19 protein-coding genes are annotated in these 19,962 nt (G+C 70.7%); 8 read left to right on the forward strand and 11 right to left on the reverse strand.

Annotated features, from left to right (window positions below; translation table 11 throughout):
* Nucleotides 1-8: 8 nt before the first annotated feature.
* Genes ACBR40_RS05410 through ACBR40_RS05420 form a run of 3 tightly spaced genes read right to left on the reverse strand, consistent with a single transcriptional unit; the run spans nucleotide 9 to nucleotide 1,096 of the window.
* Nucleotides 9-635: a protein-L-isoaspartate(D-aspartate) O-methyltransferase gene (locus ACBR40_RS05410; protein WP_371247666.1), complete on the reverse strand. Its 627-nt coding sequence runs from the start codon at nucleotides 633-635 to the stop codon at nucleotides 9-11.
* Between the two features lie 6 nt (nucleotides 636-641).
* Nucleotides 642-866 (reverse strand): hypothetical protein, encoded by a 225-nt coding sequence (locus ACBR40_RS05415; protein WP_371247667.1) that lies wholly within the window; start codon nucleotides 864-866, stop codon nucleotides 642-644.
* Nucleotides 863-1,096: a hypothetical protein gene (locus ACBR40_RS05420; RefSeq protein ID WP_371247668.1), complete on the reverse strand. Its 234-nt coding sequence runs from the start codon at nucleotides 1,094-1,096 to the stop codon at nucleotides 863-865. The genes ACBR40_RS05415 and ACBR40_RS05420 overlap by 4 nt, the downstream gene beginning before the upstream one ends.
* 390 nt (nucleotides 1,097-1,486) lie before the next feature.
* Here ACBR40_RS05420 and ACBR40_RS05425 point away from each other — a divergent pair, with 390 nt between their 5' ends.
* Together ACBR40_RS05425 and ACBR40_RS05430 are read left to right on the forward strand one after the other, a co-directional pair.
* Nucleotides 1,487-1,708: a CocE/NonD family hydrolase gene (locus ACBR40_RS05425; RefSeq protein ID WP_371248337.1), complete on the forward strand. Its 222-nt coding sequence runs from the start codon at nucleotides 1,487-1,489 to the stop codon at nucleotides 1,706-1,708.
* A 93-nt stretch (nucleotides 1,709-1,801) separates the two neighbouring features.
* Nucleotides 1,802-4,825 carry a Tn3 family transposase gene (locus ACBR40_RS05430; RefSeq protein ID WP_371247669.1) on the forward strand — a complete coding sequence of 1,008 codons (3,024 nt, stop codon included), beginning with the start codon at nucleotides 1,802-1,804 and terminating at the stop codon, nucleotides 4,823-4,825.
* Nucleotides 4,826-4,877: 52 nt separating this feature from the next.
* Here ACBR40_RS05430 and ACBR40_RS05435 read toward each other — a convergent pair whose 3' ends face one another.
* From ACBR40_RS05435 to ACBR40_RS05445, 3 genes are all read right to left on the reverse strand, one after another.
* Entirely contained in the window at nucleotides 4,878-5,681 is an 804-nt protein-coding gene (locus ACBR40_RS05435) for a hypothetical protein (RefSeq protein WP_371247670.1), read from the reverse strand.
* Nucleotides 5,682-5,721: 40 nt separating this feature from the next.
* On the reverse strand, nucleotides 5,722-6,852 hold the full coding sequence (locus ACBR40_RS05440) for a tyrosine-type recombinase/integrase (protein ID WP_371247672.1): 1,131 nt from the start codon (nucleotides 6,850-6,852) through the stop codon (nucleotides 5,722-5,724).
* Between the two features lie 276 nt (nucleotides 6,853-7,128).
* Nucleotides 7,129-7,725 (reverse strand): TetR/AcrR family transcriptional regulator, encoded by a 597-nt coding sequence (locus ACBR40_RS05445; RefSeq protein WP_344220203.1) that lies wholly within the window; start codon nucleotides 7,723-7,725, stop codon nucleotides 7,129-7,131.
* A 112-nt stretch (nucleotides 7,726-7,837) separates the two neighbouring features.
* Here ACBR40_RS05445 and ACBR40_RS05450 point away from each other — a divergent pair, with 112 nt between their 5' ends.
* The 3 genes from ACBR40_RS05450 (at nucleotide 7,838) to ACBR40_RS05460 (ending at nucleotide 11,100) form a co-directional block, all read left to right on the forward strand.
* Nucleotides 7,838-9,031 (forward strand): alpha/beta fold hydrolase, encoded by a 1,194-nt coding sequence (locus tag ACBR40_RS05450; RefSeq protein ID WP_371247674.1) that lies wholly within the window; start codon nucleotides 7,838-7,840, stop codon nucleotides 9,029-9,031.
* Between the two features lie 453 nt (nucleotides 9,032-9,484).
* The gene (locus ACBR40_RS05455; protein ID WP_371247675.1) at nucleotides 9,485-10,075 is read left to right on the forward strand and encodes a TIGR03086 family metal-binding protein; all 591 of its coding nucleotides are present in this window, start codon (nucleotides 9,485-9,487) and stop codon (nucleotides 10,073-10,075) included.
* Between the two features lie 257 nt (nucleotides 10,076-10,332).
* Complete coding sequence (locus ACBR40_RS05460) at nucleotides 10,333-11,100, forward strand: CocE/NonD family hydrolase C-terminal non-catalytic domain-containing protein (RefSeq protein WP_371247677.1); 768 nt, start codon at nucleotides 10,333-10,335, stop codon at nucleotides 11,098-11,100.
* A 214-nt stretch (nucleotides 11,101-11,314) separates the two neighbouring features.
* Here ACBR40_RS05460 and ACBR40_RS05465 read toward each other — a convergent pair whose 3' ends face one another.
* Complete coding sequence (locus ACBR40_RS05465; protein ID WP_371247679.1) at nucleotides 11,315-12,424, reverse strand: tyrosine-type recombinase/integrase; 1,110 nt, start codon at nucleotides 12,422-12,424, stop codon at nucleotides 11,315-11,317.
* Between the two features lie 121 nt (nucleotides 12,425-12,545).
* On the opposite strand from ACBR40_RS05465, the gene ACBR40_RS05470 reads away from it, so the two are divergent.
* Both ACBR40_RS05470 and ACBR40_RS05475 read left to right on the forward strand, forming a co-directional pair.
* On the forward strand, nucleotides 12,546-13,937 hold the full coding sequence (locus ACBR40_RS05470; RefSeq protein WP_371247681.1) for a hypothetical protein: 1,392 nt from the start codon (nucleotides 12,546-12,548) through the stop codon (nucleotides 13,935-13,937).
* A 35-nt stretch (nucleotides 13,938-13,972) separates the two neighbouring features.
* Nucleotides 13,973-14,197 carry a hypothetical protein gene (locus ACBR40_RS05475; protein WP_344220215.1) on the forward strand — a complete coding sequence of 75 codons (225 nt, stop codon included), beginning with the start codon at nucleotides 13,973-13,975 and terminating at the stop codon, nucleotides 14,195-14,197.
* A 517-nt stretch (nucleotides 14,198-14,714) separates the two neighbouring features.
* On the opposite strand, the gene ACBR40_RS05480 is transcribed toward ACBR40_RS05475, so the two are convergent.
* A complete protein-coding gene (locus ACBR40_RS05480) occupies nucleotides 14,715-15,737 on the reverse strand; it encodes an ROK family transcriptional regulator (RefSeq protein WP_371247682.1) in 1,023 nt (340 codons plus the stop codon).
* A 73-nt stretch (nucleotides 15,738-15,810) separates the two neighbouring features.
* On the opposite strand from ACBR40_RS05480, the gene ACBR40_RS05485 reads away from it, so the two are divergent.
* Nucleotides 15,811-16,983: an MFS transporter gene (locus ACBR40_RS05485; protein ID WP_364446728.1), complete on the forward strand. Its 1,173-nt coding sequence runs from the start codon at nucleotides 15,811-15,813 to the stop codon at nucleotides 16,981-16,983.
* 88 nt (nucleotides 16,984-17,071) lie between these two features.
* On the opposite strand, the gene ACBR40_RS05490 is transcribed toward ACBR40_RS05485, so the two are convergent.
* Genes ACBR40_RS05490 through ACBR40_RS05500 form a run of 3 tightly spaced genes read right to left on the reverse strand, consistent with a single transcriptional unit; the run spans nucleotide 17,072 to nucleotide 19,868 of the window.
* Nucleotides 17,072-18,052, reverse strand: a complete 981-nt coding sequence (locus ACBR40_RS05490; protein ID WP_371247683.1) for an ABC transporter substrate-binding protein — start codon at nucleotides 18,050-18,052, stop codon at nucleotides 17,072-17,074.
* Nucleotides 18,049-18,846, reverse strand: a complete 798-nt coding sequence (locus ACBR40_RS05495; RefSeq protein WP_371247684.1) for an ABC transporter ATP-binding protein — start codon at nucleotides 18,844-18,846, stop codon at nucleotides 18,049-18,051. The genes ACBR40_RS05490 and ACBR40_RS05495 overlap by 4 nt, the downstream gene beginning before the upstream one ends.
* Nucleotides 18,846-19,868 (reverse strand): FecCD family ABC transporter permease, encoded by a 1,023-nt coding sequence (locus tag ACBR40_RS05500; protein WP_371247685.1) that lies wholly within the window; start codon nucleotides 19,866-19,868, stop codon nucleotides 18,846-18,848. The genes ACBR40_RS05495 and ACBR40_RS05500 overlap by 1 nt, the downstream gene beginning before the upstream one ends.
* Between the last annotated feature and the right edge of the window lie 94 nt (nucleotides 19,869-19,962).

The raw sequence follows: 19,962 nt of genomic DNA on the forward strand, positions 1-19,962 counted from the left end.
GAGGAGGTTCAGTCGTGCATCGTGGTGTGTTCGCCGACCAGCGGGACGAACTGGGCCGGTGTCAGGGCGCGCAGCCGGGTCAACCGGCCCTGTCGCTTGGTGTAGAGCGTGACGATATCGGCCACCTCGCTCGTCATCGGCATGACGAGCCGGCCGCCCTCGGCCAGTTGTGAGGCCAGCGGCGGGGGCACCGAAGGAGCGGCGGCCGACACGATGACGGCGTCGTAGGGCGCGTGGGCGGGCAGGCCGGCGGTGCCGTCCCCGACCAGCACCTCGACGTTGGTGACGCCGACCCCCGCGAGGTTGGCCTGGGCGTGTTCGGCCAGGTCGGGATGACGTTCCAGGGAGTAGACGCGGCGGGCCAGCCGCGCCAGCAGGGCGGTCTGGTAGCCGTACCCGGTGCCGACCTCCAGGACGGTCTCCGTGCCCGAGAGCCGCAGAACGTCGATCATCTGGGCGATCAGGGACGGCTGCGAGGTCGGCTGCCCGTGACCGATCGGGATCGGCTCGTCGAACTGGGCGCGCACAGCAGAACGCGGCGGGACGAACCGATCGCGCGGCGTGGCGGCGAAGGCGGCCAGCAGCCGGGGATCGGTCATCCCCATCCCCCGGATGACCTCCACCAGCGTGCGCATCGCCGGTCAGCTCTCGCCCTCGGACAGGCTCGTCACCGAGCCCTCCAGGAACAGCTCGCTGATGGCCCGGACCGGCAGCGCAGCGTTGGACAGCACGACCAGCCTGCTCGAGGGGATGCTCGCCGGGTTGGGCAGCGTGTCGGTGATGATGACCTGGGTGGCGCTGCGGTCAGTGAGGGCCTGGGCCGCCCGTACCAGGGTGCCGCCGGTGTCGATCACGTCGATGATCACGCGGGTCCGCCCGGCCACCACATGGTCAGCCGGTCCGTGTCCACGTGCCGGGTGATGTGCTCGGCGAGAAGGGGAAGGGCGTGCAGGTGGTCGACGGGGCCGTCGAAGGAGCCCTGGATCTGCGCCGTGTGCAGGCGCAGCTCACGGGCCACCTCGTAGGCGAGATCCGGGTACGCGCGACCGGAGAAGAGCATCAGCTTCTTCTCTCCGGCCTGCTTGATCCCCGTCACGGCCTCCCCTTTGCCGTTGGAGCGCCGTACATCGACCCGCGATGTCAGTGCCCACCAGCGCGGCTACCCCAGCCCATCAGCCGCTAACAACCCACCAAGTATGGTTGCGGGCGTGGCCCGCCCTGGTAGCCGCGGCTGTTCGGAGGGGGTGGGTCTCCGTTGAATCTGAATGTGGACGATCGACGCCTGTACCAGCGAGCGCCGGGCGAGCAGGTCACACGCTCGACGCGGACCTCACAGGATCATGGGCCGCCGCGCTGATCCGGAAGGTGCTCGAGGGACGTCCCCCGAGATGCGCGCCCTGTATGAGGCTGTTGAGCGGGAGGTGCCGGTAACCTCTCCAGGATTTCTCGCCGCCGCCAAAAGGCCGCCGCGCTATCTGACAAGCCCCTGCACGCCGAATGGACCGCGCGAGCCCTCCAACCGTCGGCCTTCTACCTGCCGCAGGCCGGAACGACGCCGGTCGCCGCACTCGTCACCGTCGCCACCGCTCCCGACACGTTGACGACCTACGCCCGGCATCCGCTGTATGACGACTTCTGGCGCGAGCGCAGCGTCAAGGCCCGCTGGAAGAACTTGGACATCCCGGTCCTGGAGATCACCGGCTGGTAGGGGTGCCGGTAAGCAACGTGTCATGAGCCCCAAACGGCGTTGATCTTGCTGTGACTTGCCTGGTCAATGCTGATCGGTCATGAAACACCCCCGATGCACATCGACGATCTGGTCGAGCACTGGACGATCCTGGACGAAGAACGCGACCTGATCGCCGAAAAGCGCGACGCCACTCGACTCGGATTCGCGATCTTGCTGAAGTTCTACACGCAGCATGGCCGGTTCCCGCGCGGCCGTTCAGAGCTGCCGGACGACGTGGTGGAGCACGTGGCCAAGCAGGTCCGGGTCCCCGCCTCGGAGTTCGGCTTCTACGAGTGGTCCGGCTCCACGATCGAGTACCACCGCCATCAGATCCGCACACACCTGGGCTTTCGTACCTGCACGACGGAGGACGCGACGAAGCTGGCGGTGTGGCTGGCCGAGGAGGTCGCGCACGCCGAGCGGCGGCCTGAACGGGTCCGGGAGGAACTGCTCAAGCATCTGCGCGAGGAGCGGATCGAACCGCCGGCGCCTGGGCGGATCTCCCGCATCGTGGCATCGGCCCTGCACAACGCGGAGGTCGCCTGGTCGGTACGGATCGCCTCCCGGTTGAGTCCGAAGGCCACGCAGCGGATCTACGCGCTGGTCGGCATCGACGATGCCAGCCGAGCGGCAGCCGAGGGGGCCGGTGACCGTCAGGAGCCCGCGGGTGAGGCGCCTGCCGAGGACGACGACACCGATTCCGACCTGCTGGCGTTGATCAAGTCCGCGCCGGGCAACGTGAGCCTGGAGTCGATGATGGCCGAGATCCGCAAGCTGGAGGCGGCGCGCTCGATCGAACTGCCGCCCGGGTTGTTCGCCGACGTGGCGCCCAAGGTGCTGGCCGCCTGGCGGGCCCGGGCGGCGGTGGAAGCGCCCTCCCACATGCGCACGCACCCGCGCGAGCTGACGGTGCTGCTGCTGGCGGCGCTGGTCCAGGAGCGGGAGCGGGAAATCACCGACGCGCTGGTGGAACTGCTGATCGCCACGGTGCATCGGATCAAGGCGCGGGCCGACAGCAAGGTGACCAAGGAGCTGATCAAAGCGTTCAAGCGGGTGACCGGCAAGGAGAACATCCTGTTCAAGGTCGCCGACGCCGCGCTCAGTCAGCCCGACGATTCGGTCCGCCAGGTCATCTTCCCGGCCGTCAGCGGCGGCGAGCAGACGCTGCGGGATCTGGTGCACGAGTTCAAGACCAAGGGCCCGGCCTGCCGTACCACGGTGCAGACCACGCTGCGCGCCTCCTGCACCAACCACTACCGGCGCGGCCTGATCGCGCTGCTGGACACCATGGAGTTCCGGAGCAACAACACCGCCTTCCAGCCGGTGATCGAGGCGCTGAAGCTGATCGGCCGCTACGCCAAGGCGGGCAACACCACCTACTACCCGCGCGGCGAGGTGGTGCCCGAGCACCGTGGCACCGCCGGCGACTGGGAGGACCTGGTGTTCAAGAAGGACAAGCGCGGACGCCGGCGGGTGGTGCGGATGGTGTATGAGATCGTTACCTTCCAGGCGCTGCGCGAGGCACTGCGGTGCAAGGAGATCTGGGTGGTCGGCGCTCATTCCTTCCGTGACCCGGAGGAGGACCTGCCCAAGGATTTCGCCGCCCGCCGCGTGGAGAACTACGCCGAGTTACGCAAGCCGCTGGACCCGGCCGACTTCATCGCCGAGTTGAAGGCCGAGATGCGCGCCGAATTGGAGGCGCTCGACACCGCGCTGCCGAAGCTGGACTGGCTGGCGATCTCCGAGCGTAAGTCCGGCGCGATCAAGCTGACGAAGCTCGGCCCGGCGGATGAGCCGCGGAACCTGCGCAAGATCAAGAACGAGGTGGGCCGCCGCTGGGGTTCGGTCCCGCTGATCGACATGCTCAAGGAGGCGGTGCTGCGCACCGGCTGCCTGAAGGCGGTCACCTCGGTGGCGGGCACCTCCAGCCTCAAGCCCGAGGTCCTGGCCGAGCGGCTGATGCTCGCGATCTTCGGATACGGCACCAACACCGGCATCCGGGCCGTGGCCTCCGGGGGCCACGCCCACAGCGAGGACGACATCCGCTACGTCCGGCGCCGCTATCTGACCCCGCAGGTCGCCACCGACATCTCGATCGCCATCGCGAACGCCACCTTCACCGCCCGGGACGTGGCGCTGTGGGGCAAGGGGACAACCACCGTCGCCTCCGACTCCACACACGTGCGCGCCTACGATCAGAATATTTTCACCGAGTGGCATTCGCGGTACGGAGGCCGCGGCATCCTCATCTACTGGCACATCGAACGCGGGTCCATGGTGGTGCACACCCAGACCCTGCGCGCCTCAGCCTCGGAGGTGCACGCGATGATCGAGGGCGCGGTCCGGCACGGCACCACCATGAAGGTCGAGGGCAACTACGTCGACTCCCACGGCCTGACCGAAATCGGGTTCGGTGTGACCCGGCTCCTCGGCTTCGACCTGCTGCCGCGCATCAAGCAGATCAACAAGGTCAAGCTGTACCGGGTGGAGAGCGGCGAGAGCGATCTGTACCCGCGGCTGACGCCGGCGATGACCCGGCCGATCCGCTGGGACCTGATCGAGCAGAACTACGACCAGATGATCAAATACGCGACCGCGATCAAGCAGAACACCGCCTCCACCGAGGCGATCCTGCGCCGCTTCACCGAATCCGCCTCCCATCCGACCTACCAGGCCATGCTGGAGGTCGGCCGCGCGCAGAAGACCATCTTCGTCGCCCGCTACCTGCGCCTGCGCGAGCTCCGGCGGGAGATCCAGGAAGGGCTCAACGTGGTGGAGTCCTCCAACGGCGCAAACTCGCTGATCTTCTACGGCAAGGGCGGCGACATCGCCACCAGCCGGCGCGACGAGCTGGAGATGAGCGTGTTGTGCCTGCGCATCCTGCAGGCCGCGCTCGTCTACATCAACGCCCTGATGCTGCAGGACGTCCTGGCCGACTCCGAATGGGCTGAGCTGCTCAAGCCCGCCGACCAGCGCGGGCTGACCCCGCTGTTCTGGCAGCACGTCCAACCCTACGGCGAGGTCCGCTTGGACGTGACCAAGCGCCTTTCGCTCGGCGGCGCCGTGCCGGCTCCGGAGGCGGGCAGCCCGGACTAACTTCATGATCGCGGTAGGGGCCGGCGCGCGCCCGCCTGGCAGGATGCGCGCATCAGGCCCGGGCCAAAGCCCCTCCGTCAGGTGGTGGGCGTGCCTCTCGCGTCTGATCACGTCCTCCGAAGTGTGGGCAGGGGCACTGATTGGCGGTCCAGGGGCTGCTGCTGTCTTGCCGGTAACGCTCGTAGAAGCTCTGGGCGGACTCGTACTGGCCGGTGGTGTACCAGGTCAGCGCCGGGTGACGAGCCTCCAGCTCGCGCAGGGCGCGAGTGCCGAGCCCGCAGAACCGCCAATCCGACGAAAAGTCGATCTTTCTCAGCAGGCCGATGCCGCAGGGCTCGCAGATCGCATAGTGGACCTCTCCGAGCGTCGGGTAGTCGTCTCCCGCGGCGATCGCAAACGCGTACCACAAGGTGGGCGGGCGGGAGAGCTGACGCTTGCTGGGTGTGGCGGTGGCGTGCGTGATCGCTTCGGCTCTGATGCGGCTGGCGGCGTCATACAGCTTCCACGCCAGGTCGGTGTCGCGACCGGTGGCGGTGATCGGTGACCGGCCCGAGAACTTCACCGTGTCTTGGGCCAGCAGCGCGGCCAGGTGGCTCTTCCACGCTTCGGCGAAGGCGGCGGGCCTGCGCTGTTGGTCCTGCTGCTCGCCCACGGTCCGGAAGTAGGCCTCCCGCACGATCGCCTGCGTGGCTGCCCGCCGCAGATGCCCTTCGAGGTCATCGAGGTTGCCTGGCCGCCGCACCGCGTCGGCCATCTCCTGCAACCGGGTGAGCAGGCCGCGCAGTCCCGTCGGTTGCGGGGGTGCCGGTGTCGGCCACGACGCGGGCAAGGGCTCCAGCAGCAACCCCATCACCATGCCAGCACCGTAGTGCGCGGCCGGGCGCGAGGGCATCGAGTCAGAGATCCTCGATATAGCCGGCGGCGATGTCGTCGGGCGGGTTGGTGTACAGGCGCAGATAGCGGTCGTTGGCGTGGCCGAGGCGGCGTTCGAGTTCGGCGCGGTTGTGGCCGGAGGCTTGGGAGAGCTGAAAGGCGAAGGTGTGGCGGGCGTCGTGCGGGCGCAGGGTGCCGAGCTTGCGGTCGGGGTCTGGTGTCTGGGCGTCGTGCAGACGGCCGATCTCGCCGACGATGGTGTTGATCGAGCGGGCCGACAGCCGGCCGTCGGGGCAGCGGGCGGCGATGGAGACGGCCGACAGGAACAGCGCGGCCGGGCCGGTGCTGGCGGCGGCGTCGCCGGGCCGCTGGTGTTCGAGGTAGTCGGCCAGGGCGTGGCGGGCGTCGCGGCCGACGAAGATGGTGCGGCTGGTGCGTCCCTTGCCGCGTACGCCGACGAGGCGGGCCGTCTTGGCCTGGCGCAGCCGGTCGGCCTCGGCCGGTTCCATCTGGTCCAGGTCCAGGCCGACCAGCTCGGCGCGGCGCAGCCCGGTGCCGAACAGCAGGTAGATGATGGCCCGGTCGCGTAGCGGGCGGGCGTGGGCGTGGGCCCGCGCGACGGTGCCGCGATGACGGCGCCCCTTGAGCTCGTGGAGGGTCTCGATCCGGTCGACGATGTTCTTGACGGTGCGTATCTGGGCGGCGGCCAGCGCGCGGGGCTGCGGGGCGGGCAGCGGCAGCGGCAGCGGCAGCGGCAGCGGCAGCGGCAGCGGGGCGACCTTCTTGGTGGGGTCACCGTGGCGCAGCAGGCCGGTGGGGGCGTGCGCGGTGATCCAGGAGAACAGCGCCGACAGGTGCGCGAGGTGGTTGTTGACGGTCGTCGGCGCCATCGGCGCGGGCGTGCCGTCGCGGCCACGGTTGCCGGCGGCGGCCAGGTGGTCGCGCCAGGCGCTCACCTCTCGCGGAGTGACGGCCGAGAGCCGGTCGTGCCCGAGGCCGCCCGAGATCCAGGCAGCGAAGCGCTGCAGATGCCGGGAGATCTTGGCGGTGACCTCCGCCGAGCGCACCCCGCGCACGGCCAGATCGAGGTAGCGCTCCGTCCACGCCGGCAGGCTGTCGTCGGCCGGATCGAGCCGCTCGGGAAGCCCGACCACCTTTCGTCAAGTGATTTCGGCGCGATCCCGAGCCGGGCCGAGCGAGGCCGAGCTGGGCGTGGAGGACGGCATGCCGCCAGGTTACGTCACGGAAGGGCTGTTTCCTGAAGAGAAAGTACTGATCGTCGGGTACGGCCTGGCTTGGTCGACGACCGTCACCGACTCGGTCCAGCCTGTGCCGGGTTTGCCGGTGATGGCTTCCAATAGGCATCGGTGGTCCTCCGCCGATCGCGTCGCCACAGCCACCGAAGTCGCCGGGTGGTGGATAGCACCTCGCTATGCCGCGAGGGCGGCCACCACCTTGTCCGCGAGCCGCTGCAGGCGGGCCGGGTCGGCGGGGGCCTGGCGGATGGTGGTGCTCCAGTAGAGGGGGCCCGCAAGCAGGTCCAGGCCGAGCTCGAAGTCGGTGTCGGGAGGGAGTTCTCCGCGTTCCACGGCCCGCCGCAGGACGCTGACCGCCTTCTCGCGTCGAGCTCCACCGACCCTGTCGCGCAGGGAGTCGGCGATGTTGGGATGGTGGAGGCCCGCGGCGAACAGGTCGGGCAGAATGCGCGACACCAGCGGATGCCGGAGCGCCGCGTCGACTGCGGTCAGGAAGGCCAGGACATCGCCGCGCAGGGTTCCGGTGTCGGGGGTGTCGGTCGCGGCGATGGAGACTTGGGCGATCAGGTCGATGGTCACGGCTTCCTTGGACGGCCAGCGCCGGTAGATGGCGGCCTTGCCCGAGCCGGCCCGCCGGGCCACGGCCTCCAGCGACAACCTTCCGTAGCCGACCTCGGCGAGCTCTTCGAAGAAGGCGGTGCGGATCGCGTCGGTGACGGAGTCTTGAAGTACGGGGCCGCCGGGCGGACGAGCTGTTGGCAATCGACTCATGCTGCCGAGCATACCCGAGACGGAACGGTTGCGTCTCGGGTCAGGGAAGGGCTACATTGCAGGCGATGTCGAGACGGTCCCGTTCCGTCTCGGATAATGACGGGAGTTCACCGTGAAGTTCCTCTTCGAGGACGAGTCCTTCTCCTTCGAGTCCCTGCGTACGGCGTGCTTCGCCCCCTACGGCGGGGCCGACCTGGGCGAAGTGATCGGCACCGCCCGGGCCATCCCGGACGGCGACGAAGACGCCTGGTACCTGCAGTGGCGCGCCACCGCCGCCCGCGTCCATGAACTGGGCGACAAGGCGTTGGCGGCCGGGGACCGGGTCAGCGCCCGCGAGGCCTTGCTGCGGGCGTCGAACTACTACCGGACGGCCGAGTTCTACCTGCGTGACGACCCGTTCAACGACGACCGGGCCAAAGAGCTGTCGAGCCTGGCGCGGGACACGTTCGCGACCGCTGCCGCACACCTGGACACCCCCGTGGAACCGATCGTGATCCCTTACGAGGACACCACGCTGCCCGGCTACCTGTTCTTGGTGGACGACTCGCCCGCCCCGCGCCCCACTGTGATCTTCACCAGCGGCTTCGACTCGATCGTGGAAGAGGCCTACTTCGCTGTCGCGGCGGCCGCGCTGCGCCGCGGATACAACTGCCTGGCCTACGACGGCCCCGGACAGGGCGCAGCGCTCCGCCGGCAACGGCTGTTCTTCCGGCCGGACTGGGAGGCGGTCATCACTCCCGTGCTGGACTACGCCCTGACCCGTCCGGAGATCGACCCCGACCGCATCGTCCTGTACGGCTACAGTTTCGGCGGCCATCTCGTCCCGCGCGCCGCGGCCTTCGAGCACCGTGCCGCCGCGCTCGTCCTGGACGGCGGTATCTACAGCTACTTCGACGCCACCACCCGGATGCTCCCGCCGTGGCTGCTCCAGTGGATCCTGGACGGCCGGGACACCGAGGCCGAGCAGGTCCTGACGATGGCGACCGCGCACAACACGTCCCTGCGCTGGGCGCTGCGCAACGGCGTGTGGACGTTCGGTGCCGGCTCGGTCGCCGACTACGGCCGCCGCTCCAGCGCTTACACCCTCAACGGCGTCGTCCAGCAGATCACCACCCCGGCGCTGATCTTCGACCCGGACAACGACGGCTTCTTCAACGGCGAGCCCGCCCGCCTGCACCACGCCCTCAAGGGGTCCAGCACCCTCATCACCCTCCCCGAGGCCCAGGGGCTCGGCGAGCACTGCGCCTACGGCGGTCGCTCCACCCTCCACCAGCACATGTTCGACTGGCTCGACGAGACGCTCTGAGCCCACCCCTTTCCAAGAGCACATGGAAGATCCCGAGAAGGGGAGTGCACCAGTGAGCGCAGATGTGCGGCCGGAGCCTGGGCTCACTCCCAACCCGATGGCACGAACCATGTTCGCCGGCACGATGGCGGCCATGGTCTGCTGCGAGGCAATCGTCAGAGAGATCTCCGTTGCCGCCGGCCTGGCAGCCGCTAACCCCGCCGTCACCCGCCGCCACGCCGCCGCGTCCTGGTCCGTGGGCCTCTGGTTCGAGCGCTCAGCGCCGCCCTCGCCTGGCTGCTCCCCTACACCCTCGTCATGTGGTTGCTCGCCCCCCTCGCCGCCGCCAACGGCGGACCCCTCGCCCTCCGCCTCCGCACTCGCCCGCCCAATTCCAAAGCCCAGGCAAGCCGTGAACCACAGCGGTGAACACGGCCGGACCCGATCAATTCTCAAGCACGATGGAGTACCGAAATGAGCAACCAGATGACCAACGTGATCGGCCGGATCGACCAGGCCATCCACATGACCGCGACCATCGTGAAGGGCATCACCGACCAGCAGCTCACCGCCCCCACACCCTGCCCGGGATGGGACGTGCGTACCGAGCTCAACCACCTGGTCGGCGGCATGCGCATCTTCGCCGCCGAGCTCACCGGCACCGACCCCGGCGGCGAGCACGAGGATGACTGGCTGGGCCCTGACCCGCAGAACGCTTACCTCGGCGCCGCCCGGCTCGACCGCGCTGCCTGGCACCGCGAGAGTGCCCTGAAGACGACCGTGCGGCTCGGATTCGGGGAAGTCCCCGGGCCGATGGCCGCACTCATCCATTTGACCGAGGTCCTGGTGCACGGCGTCGACCTGGCGATCTCCACCGGCCAGGAAGCGCTGGTGGACGAGCGCGCCTGCGACGACCTGCTCACCACCATGCGCGGCATGGACTTCGACGCCTTCCGCCGCCCCGGAATGTTCGGCCCCGAACTCCACCAGCCCGCAGGCACACCCGCCCACCGGCGGCTGCTGGCCTTCCTCGGCCGCGACCTCGCCCCGCATCGGGCCAAGTGACGTGCAGCCGACCGTGACGAGAACTCTGGCCAGGTAAAAGACAATCCGCGCTCGGCCGTGGCCAAGGTCGCGGCCTCAGACCGGCGTTGCCCGCCTCGGTCACGATGAGCCCGCACAGGCTGCCATCCGGAGGTCTTGGCATCACTGACCGGCGAGAAGTGCAGGTCCAGGTGGTCGTTGCTCTCGCAGCAACGCTCGTTTGGGGCTCATGACACGTTTCTTACCAGCACCCCTGGTACGACCGCTACCGCCAGGGCATGGTGGAGAACTTCCAGGCCCGCCCGCGCAACGTCTGGCTGGTGGCCGGGCCGTGGCAGCACGGCCTGCCCTACGGCCAGCCCGCCGACATCGGCTTCGGGCCGTACCTGGCCTGGTGGGACCGCTGGCTCGGCGGACGCCGGGACGCTCCGCTGCCCGCCGCCAAGGTCACCTCCTACGAGATCCCCAGCCCCGGCGCCGGGACCGGGTGGAAGCGGTTCTCCACCTGGCCGCCGCGCGGCGCCCGGCAGGAGCGGCTCAGCCTCGCCGCCGACGGCACGCTGAGCAGCAGCCCATCGGCCGCCACCACCCGCGGCTTCACGGTCAACACCGAGACCACTCCGGCCTCCCCGGACGAGAAACTCACCTTCCAGACCCGGCCCCGCCGGGGCGACCTGGTCCTGGCGGGCGAGGTCACCGCGAAGGTGCGAGCGGCGTTCACCGCCACCGACGGCAACATCGCCGTCATCGTCGAGGACGTCGCCCCCGACGGCACCTCGAATCGCATCACCCAGGGCTGGCTCAAGGCCGGCCACCGCTTCGGCCACGACCGTGCGGTCCCCGTGCGCCCCGGCACGGTCTATGACCTCGACATCCGCACCTGGCCGACGCACTACCGACTGAGCGCCGGGCACAGCCTGCGCGTCACCATCAGTAGCGACGACTACCCGGAGATCGACTCCGACGCCCCCGCAGGGCAGGTCAGCCTCCGTCTCGGGCGCGGCGGCACTGAGATCCGCCTGACCACGTACGAGGACAACCGCTAGTACTCCAGCCGCGCTCAGCCGTTGAGGAGGCGTTGTTGTCGCTGGTAATGGCAACGGCGGGCATGGGCTTGTGCCCCCCTGTGTGGCGAACGGGGGCCGGTTGCTGGGCGGCGAGGAAGGCCAGATGGGGGCGTCGGGCAAGGCCACACCGCTCGCGAAACGCTACGACCGGGATGGTCCGCGGGCCGATGCCGGGCCTGGTGCCGTGTCCTCGTCATGGTGCGGCGGGAGGCCGATGGTCAGCGGGTGTCTCGGGCAGTAGGGGCGCGACGGTAGGGATGCGGAGGCGTTCGACGGCGTCGCGGGCTTCTTCGTCGGGGCGTACGTCGTAGCCGAGGGTGGTGCTGGGGCTGGCGTGGCCGGCCAGGCGGGCGGTCATGATCGCATCGGCCTGCGGCAGGAGGTTGGAGATGAAGGTGCGGCGCAGGTCGTGGGGCCGGACCGGGGTGGTGGCGGCCTGTTCGGTGCGTTTGGCGAGGATGTCGCGTACGGCCTGGGGATTCATCTGCCAGGGGCGGCCGTCGGGGGCGGTGCGTACGGTGCCGCCGCGGGTCAGGCGCGGGAACAGCGGGCCGCGGTGGGTGCCGCGGCGGGCGAGCCACGCCTCCAGGCGGCGGGCGGCGAAGGTGTTGACCGGGATGCGGCGTTGCTTGTCGCCCTTGCCGATGACGGTGAGCATGCGCCGGGCCCGGTCGTAGTCGGCGTACTGCAGCGCGACCAACTCGGCGCGGCGCAGGCCGCACGCGTCCAGCACGGCGATGACGGCCGCGTCGCGCAACCCGGCGCCGGTGACGGCGCCGGCAGGTGAGAGGTCGGCGTCGCAGGCGGCGATGAGCGCGCCGATGACAGTGTCCGGGACGTGCTGGCCGGCCGGCTCGCGGTGGCCGGCGAACGGGGCCAGCGCGACGGCCCGCTGATGGTCGTCGGTGCTGAGCAGGCCGAGCTTCCACGCCTCCTTGAGCACGCCGCGCAACGCGGCCAGGTGCTTGTTGCGGTAGGCGGGCGACCAGTCCATCTGGTCGATCTGCTCACGGATCCAGGCGGTGTGCTCGTAGCGCAGGTGATGCCAGGGCTGGCCCTGGCCGGTGACAGTGGCGTCGTCGAGCGGGTCGCCGGTCAGCATGCGGGTGATGTGGTCCAGGCAGATCCGCATGCCACGGCGGGAGTCGGCGCTGCCCAGCCGCCCCAGGTAGAGCAGATAGGGGTCGCGGGCGGGCGCGACCACAGCCACGGCGGCCGGCGCCAGTCCGGCGGCGGAGGAGGGGAAGGCGGCCGTGGGGAGCGGGCGGGATCCCTGCCCCGGGGTCAGCTCGGAGTCGATCACGGAAGCCACCCTAGCAGAGTTGATCTTTGAGAACTCCACTTCTCAGTGATCACAAGAAGAACGCATGTGAGATATGCGAATCAGTCGATTTTTGCGCATGTGATGATGCTAAATTGCATCCGTGAAGGAGATCAGCTTCGACGCCAGCGGATCGAGTGGCACTCCCCTGGGTCAGGACCAAGCCGGCGCATTGCCCGCTCTGCCGACGACATCGCCGGGCGGACTGGACGAGGTCCCGCCACCCTCGGCAAGCCCGAGCGGGGAGGAGCCGCCCCGCGGCGGCCGGGGTCACACCCGCGAGTGTCCGGCCCGGGTCACCGACGATGTCCTGCGCCAGTGCGCCCGGCCCGGCTGCGGCCGCGCCAAGCCCGAGCGCGAGCCCGGCAAGGGCGGCCGCCCCAGCAAGTACTGCTGCAAGCTGTGCGCCAACGAGGCCAGCCGCGCCGCCGACAGCGCCCCCGCCGCGGTGGCGACGCACACCGCCGTCAGCGCCTTCACCGCCGAGGCCGGCCAGATCCGCGCCGCTCTGCACCAGCGCGACGCCCAGCTGGCCGCCGAACGCGAGCACCTGCAGCAGCTGGACGAGCGCCTCACGCAGGTCTGGGACGCTGTCGCCACCCAGCTCGGCCAGGCCGAAGCGAGCGTGCAGCAGGCCGAGCAGGACGCCGAACAGGCCCGGACCTCCATGCGCGCCGCCCTGGCAGCGCAGCGCACAGCCGAACAGGAACGCGACGCCGCCCTGCGCGCCCAGCAGGAGGCCCTGCACGCCCAGCGCGAGGCCGAGCAGCACCGCGACCGCATCCACGGCGAGGCCCGTGCCAACGCCGAACGCCTCGGCGTGCAGATCGGCCGGCTCACCGCCCAGCTGCACGACGAGCAGGCCCTGACCGGACGCCAGGCCGAGCAGCTCCGCACGCTGGAGGGCGAGGTGTCCCGCGTGACGGACCTGGCCGAACAACGCGCCGCCGCCCTGGCCGAGCGCGACCGTCAGCTCTCCCAGGCCCGCGCCGAAACCCGCCGCCTGACCGAGCACCTCGAACAAGCCACCGCGCACCTGGCCACCACCCGGCAGCAGCTCGACCAGGCCACCGCGAACGCCGAGCAGGCCCGCGCCGAAACCCGCGCGGTCCGCGACGACCTGGCCGAACGGCAACGCCGCTTCGACGAGGACCGCGACCGGCTCCAGGCCCAACGCGACCAGGCCCGGCTGGCCCAGGCCACGGCAGAAACCCGGCTGGAGATGGCCGACCGCGAGTTGCAGACCCTACGCCGCCAGCTCGCCGCTGCCCAGGCGGCCACCGGCCTGGTGGTGCCGCCACTCACCGACGTCGATGGCCGGCCCGGCGTACGCCTGCCTGCCGGAGGCTTTCACGCCGTCACCCTCCAGGACGGCGTCGTGATGCTGCACCACGACGACAGCGTCACTCCCCTCGCCGACGTACTCCAGTCGCCGGCACAGGCCCGAGCACTGAGCGCTGCCCTCCTGGCCGTCGCCGCCCCGTCATCCGATTGAAGGCGCGGCAAGGCCGCGCCTTCAAGATCACCGTGATGCACGGCGAGCCCGACTGCGATGAGGGCATGCGGCTCATCCGCGAGGTCCTGTTCGCGCTGGCCGAGCAGGCCGGTCCCCCGGCCTTCCGCCAAGGCGGCGGCGACTCCATCGCCTACGTCCTCGCCCCGCCCGACGCCGGCGTGGCGGCGGCCGCGTTCGAGGCCGAGGTCCGGGCCCTCGCCTCGCCGCGGCGGCGGATCGTGCCGTCGCTGTACGGGTGATGACGTCGTGGCCAGCGGCCAGTCCAGCAGCAGCAACAACCGACGAGCGGTCGCAATGGAGCAGCTGCGACATCCCGTGGGTGACGGTCCGTGAGCGACCCAGCATGGTCAACTGCGGAAGCTCTCGCCAGCCCGCTGCCGTCACATCGCCGAGTGGACCGCCATCAAGACCCGGTGACAGCTCACCGCCGCGATCGCGGCCGGCTGCCCGAACGTGCCCGTCGACATCGTCCCGCTGCCGTAGGTTCTCCGCCCGGCCGACCGGGGCTGCCGTAGGCCCTCCCTCGCCTCGCGGGAGGAGCACCTTGGCGACGTCGTCGTCGGCTACTACACCCACGTCGACCTCGACGTGATTCGCGTGGGGGGGTTGTTGCCCGCACGAGCCCGGGTGCGTTCCCCGGTCGCCGCCGTCGTCAAGGAGCCCCTGGCCGCGCCGACGGTCGCCCCGCCCGAGGTCCAGGAGTTGCGCGCGGAGACCACCCGGCGGTCGACCGCCAGGCAGGACGTGCCAGAGACGTCAGCCGAAGACGCGGTCGCGGGCCAGGTCCAGGGCGGTCAGCACGGCGCCCTGCAGCACCGCGTTGCCCGTGACCGTGCTGGCCCGGACCTCCGTGGGCGCCGGGGCCAGGGCGCGCAGGTGGTCGGCCACCAGCTCGGCCAGTTCGTCCCCGCCCTCATGCCCCGTCGTCCCGCCGAGGACGACGAGCCCGGGGTCAAGGAGGGTGGCGAAGGCGAAGGCGCCCCGGGCGATCCGCCGAGCCAGCTCGTCCCGGTCGAACCTCCGTATGAACTCGGCGTTCAACAGCTCGCAGAACGCCACACCCCCGACCTCCAGGAACCCGATCTCCCCCGCCCCGCCCGACGCCCCCCGGCGCAGCCGGCCCTCGAGCACGACCGCCGCTCCCACCCCGTCGTCCAGCCAGAGGAGCACGAAGTCCTCGCTCCCGGCTGCTGCTCCCGTGCGGAGCTCGGCGATGGCGGCCAGGTTGACCTCGTTCTCCAGGATCACGGGCACGCCCAGGCGCTCGCGTACGGATCCCATCGTGCCGCGCCGCCACCCGGGCACGTCGTTGGGCGACACCAGCTCCCCGTCACGCGGATCGACCAGCCCCGGCGCCCCGACCACGACCGTGTCCAGCGCGCGCCGCCCCACCGCGCCCCCTACCACCTTCGCGATGAGGGCCGCCAGGTCGGCTCTCGCGCCGATCGTCGTACTCGCCTCGCTGACCACCCGTCCGGTGATGTCGGCGACCGTGACGTTGACGGCGTCGCGCCGTACGTCCACCCCGGCCACGTGGGCCCGGTCCGCCACCAGCCCGTACAGGCGCGCGTTCGGGCCTCGCCGGGCCTCGCCGCTCTCGCCCGTGACCTCGACGAGGCCGCCCGCCATGAGCCGTTCGATCAGGTCGGACACGGTGGGCCTGGACAACCCGGTCAGCGTGCGGAGCTGGGGCGCGGTCAGCGGCCCGTGTTCCAGCAGCAGGTCGAGGGCCAACCGGTCGTTGATCGCTCGGGCCAGGGCAGGGGTGGCGGTCTTCACGGTCCTCATAATAATCAGGGACCCTTCCTAAAACCTCTTTTCATCAGGAAGCCTGCCTGATAATTTCCGAGCCATGAGTCATCACCGCGCCATCGCGGCCGTCTTCGTCACGCACGGCGCCGTCGCCGGCAGCCTGTCCACGCGCATCCCCTGGATCCAGGAGCACCTGCACCTCAGCCCGGGCGCCCTCGGCCTCGCGCTGCTGTGCCCGTCGATCGGCGCCTTCGTGGGCATGCCGATGGCCGGCCGCCTCGCCTACCGCTTCGGCAACCGTGCGGCCACACGCGTCCTCCTCGCGCTGTGGTGCGCGGGCTTGGCCCTCCCCGCGCTCTCGCCGTCGCCCGTGTGGCTGTTCGGAGCGTTCCTGCTGTTCGGGGCATCGGCGGGCATGTGCGACGTCGCGATGAACGCGCACGCCGTCCTCCTCGAACGGCATCTCGGCCGCTCGATCATGTCGGGACTGCACGGCATGTGGTCCGTCGGCAGCCTGGCCTCCGGCGGACTCGGCGCCCTGGCCGCCCACGCGGGCATCGACGCCCGGATCCACCTCGGAGCCATGTCGCTCGCGTTACTCGGCCTCGGGGCGGTGGCCGGGCGCGGTCTCCTCCCCGACAGCGGGATGACGGGTTCGGTACGCGACGCGCCCGCGCCGCGGCGCTTCGCGCTCCCCACGCGGGGGATCCTGGCGATCGGGCTGGTGGGGTTCTGCGCGACGTTCGCGGAGGGCGCCAGCTCCAACTGGTCCGCCGTCTACCTCACCGCCGTCACCGACGCCGGCCCCGGCTTGGCCGCCGCCGGATACACCGTCTTCATGCTCTGCATGGCGAGCACGCGGCTGCTGGGCGACCACGTCATCCGCCGGATCGGTCCGGCGGCGACCGTCAGGGCGGGCGGTGCCGTGGCGGCGGCCGGCGGCGTCCTCGTGGTCGCGGCCCGCACACCCGCGCTCGGCATCGCCGGGTTCGCCCTGATCGGACTGGGGATCGCGGTGATCGTGCCGCTCGTGATCGCGGCGGCGGGCAACGCGGGCACGACTCCGGGCGAGGGCGTGGCGGGCGTGGCGACGATCACGTACCTGTCGGGCCTGATCGCACCGGCCGTGACGGGCTGGGTGGCGGGCGCGCTCAGCTACCCTGCCGCGTTCGCGCTGATCACGTGCGTGGTCGTGCTGCTGACGCTGCTCGCCCCGGTCCTGCGCCCCTCCCGAACCTCACCCTCACAAGGGGCCGTTCGTGCCGACGCCTGACCCCGCGCCGGTGAGGCAGCGAATTCCCCGCCTCACCTGGCCTGACATACGCGCCCTGGGAGCCGCCCCCGGGGTGCTGCTCATCCGGTCACGTCCGGAGCTCGCGCAGGTATTTCGCGAACCCCTCCAGGCCGTCGATGTTGCGCGGCCCGCTGATGCCCTCGTTGTAGTCGAGAACGTGGAAGCGGTTGTTCACCACGGCGGGCAGCTTGCTGGTGGTGGGGAACTCCTTCAGGAACCGGATCTTCTCCGCGGCGGGCTTGTCCCCGTAGTCCAGGATGACGATGACTTCCGGCTTGGCCTCGACCACGGCCTCCCAGGTGACCTCACCCCAGCGCGCGTCCAGGTCACCGAAGACGTTACGGCCGCCGGCGAATCGGATGATGTCCGTGGGCGGCACCTGGCTGCCCGCCGTGAACGGCTTGTCGGTGCCCGAGTCGTACAGGAAGACGGGGACCGGCTCGCCCTTGGGCGCCTGAGCCCGGACCGCTTCGACGCGCTCGCGGTAGCCGGCGATCAATGCCTGGGCCTTGGCCTCGACGCCGAAGATCTTGCCGAGGCGTTCGAGGTCGGTGTAGAGGGCCTCGAACGGCGTCACCCGCTCGGGGTAGCCGGGGTAGTTGAAGCACGACTCGGTGTGCATGAAGCTTTGGATCTTCAACCCATCGAGGATCTCGGGGGTGATGCCGCGCTGGTCGCTGAAGCCGGAGCGCCAGCCGGCGACGACGAAGTCGGCTTTGGCGTCCACGACCAGCTCGCGGTTGAGCAGGTCGTCGCTGAGGAACTTCACCTTGGCGTACTCGGCCGCCCAGGGCGACTCGGTGACCGGCGGGTTGGCCGGGGGCATCACGTAGCCGTGCACATGCCGGGTCAGGCCGAGCGCGAACATCTTGTCCGCGCTGCCGCCCTCGTAGACGACGGCCCGGCGGGGCGTGGTGTACTCGACCTCCTGCCCGCACCTCTTGACCGTCACCGTGCGAGCGGCGCCGCCGCCGCCCTCCACCTGCGCGCCGCATCCGGCGAGCAGGAGCGCGCCCGCCAGGAGCGCGGCGGGGGTGCGTCTCTTCACTTCGGATCTCCTTTCGTGGTCGTGGCCGTGCCCAGGTCGTAAAGCACCTGGGGGACCCCGGTGAGCGGGTGGGGGACGACGTTCGCCTCGACGCCGAACGCCCCCCGGAGGAGTTCCTCGGTGAGGACGTCGGCGGGGGGCCCGTACGCGACGAGGGCGCCGTTCGACAGCACCGCCAGCCGGTCGCAGGCGGAGGCGGCGAGGTTGAGGTCGTGCAGGCTGACCAGCACGCTCAGCCCGGCACCCCTGAGCATCGACAGCAGCCGGATCTGGTGGTGCAGGTCCAGGTGGTTGGTCGGCTCGTCGAGCACCAGCACCCGCGGTTCCTGGACGAGCGCCCGGGCGACCAGGACGCGCTGGCGCTCCCCACCCGACAGTGACAGCACGCCGCGCCCGGCCAGGTGCAGCACCTCCATCTGCGCCATGGCCCGGCGGCACAGCTCCCGCTCGCGGGAGCTGAGCGCCTGGTTGCCGCGCAGGTGCGGGGCGCGGCCGAGGGCGACGACCTCCTCGACGGTGAAGTCGAGGTCCGCCCGTCCCTCCTGGGTGAGGGCGGCGATGAGGCGGGCGCTGTCGCGCAGCGGCATCCGCGACAGCTCCTTGCCGTCGATCAGGACCGCGCCGCCCGCCGGCCGTAATGCCCGATACACGCAGCGCAGGGCAGTGGTCTTGCCCGATCCGTTGGGCCCGACCAGTCCCACCACTTCCCCGTCGCCGACCGCGAGCGTCAGCTCTTCGACGATGGCGGCGCCGTCGATGGACACCGTGAGATCGTCCAGCAGCAGGCGGGTCATCAGCGGCCTCCGAACAGATAGCTGCGGCGGCGCAGCAGGACGACGAAGACCGGCACGCCGACCAGCGCGGTGATCACGCCGAGGGGCAGCTCGCGCGGTGCCACCAGGGTTCTGGCCACCAGGTCGGCCCACACCATGAAGACGGCCCCGGTCAGCGGGGCGATGGTGAGCACGCGGACGTGTGCCGCCCCGACCCACAACCGCACCAGGTGCGGCATGACCAGCCCGACGAAGCCGATCGCGCCGCTGACGGCGACCATCGCGCCGGTGGCCAGCGAGGTCAGCACGAACAGGCCCTTGCGGAGCCTGACGGTGTCCACGCCCAGGCTGACCGACGTCTCGTCGCCCAGGGCGAGCACGTCCAGGCTGCGCGCGAAGCGGCGCAACACCACGACGGTGACGGCGGTGACGACCGCCACGACGGGCAGCGCGCCCCACGTGGCCGCGCCGAAGCCGCCCATCGACCAGAACAGCACCGTGCTCGTCGACTCGCCGTCCGGGACGAAGTACACGATCAGGCTCATCACGGCCTGGAAGCCGAACGCCATCGCCACGCCGGTGAGCACCAGCCGCAGCGGCGACAGACCGCCGGCGCCGCGCGAGGCCAGGTAGACCAGGGCGGAGACGAGCAGCGCGCCGAGGAAGGCGCCGGCCGAGACCGCGTGGATTCCCAGCGCGGCGAGCGCGCCGGTGGCGCCGACCAGCACCGCCCCGGCAGATGCTCCCGACGACACGCCGAGCACGAACGGGTCGGCCAGCGCGTTGCGCACCATGGCCTGGATCGCCACCCCGACCACGCTGAGCCCGGCCCCGACCAGGACCGCCAGCAGCACGCGGGGCGTGCGTACCTGCCAGATGATCTGGTACGCCGCCACGTCGTCAGCGGTGATCGAGCCGCCGGTCACGGCCGCCCACAGGAAACGCAGCGTCTCCCCCGGCGGCACGGCGGCGGCGCCCAGGCCGATGGCCAGCAGCACAGACACCGTGAGGACGCCCGCCAGCAGGACGACGATCAGCGGCATGGCGGGCCCGGCCACTCCACCGGTGGGTGGATCTTCAGCTCCTGGGGCCACCGGCGACGATGCCATGCCGGCGTCCGATGGACCTGACTCACGC

Source organism: Nonomuraea sp. AD125B (assembly GCF_041402765.1).
Taxonomy (GTDB): Bacteria; Actinomycetota; Actinomycetes; order Streptosporangiales; family Streptosporangiaceae; genus Nonomuraea; species Nonomuraea bangladeshensis.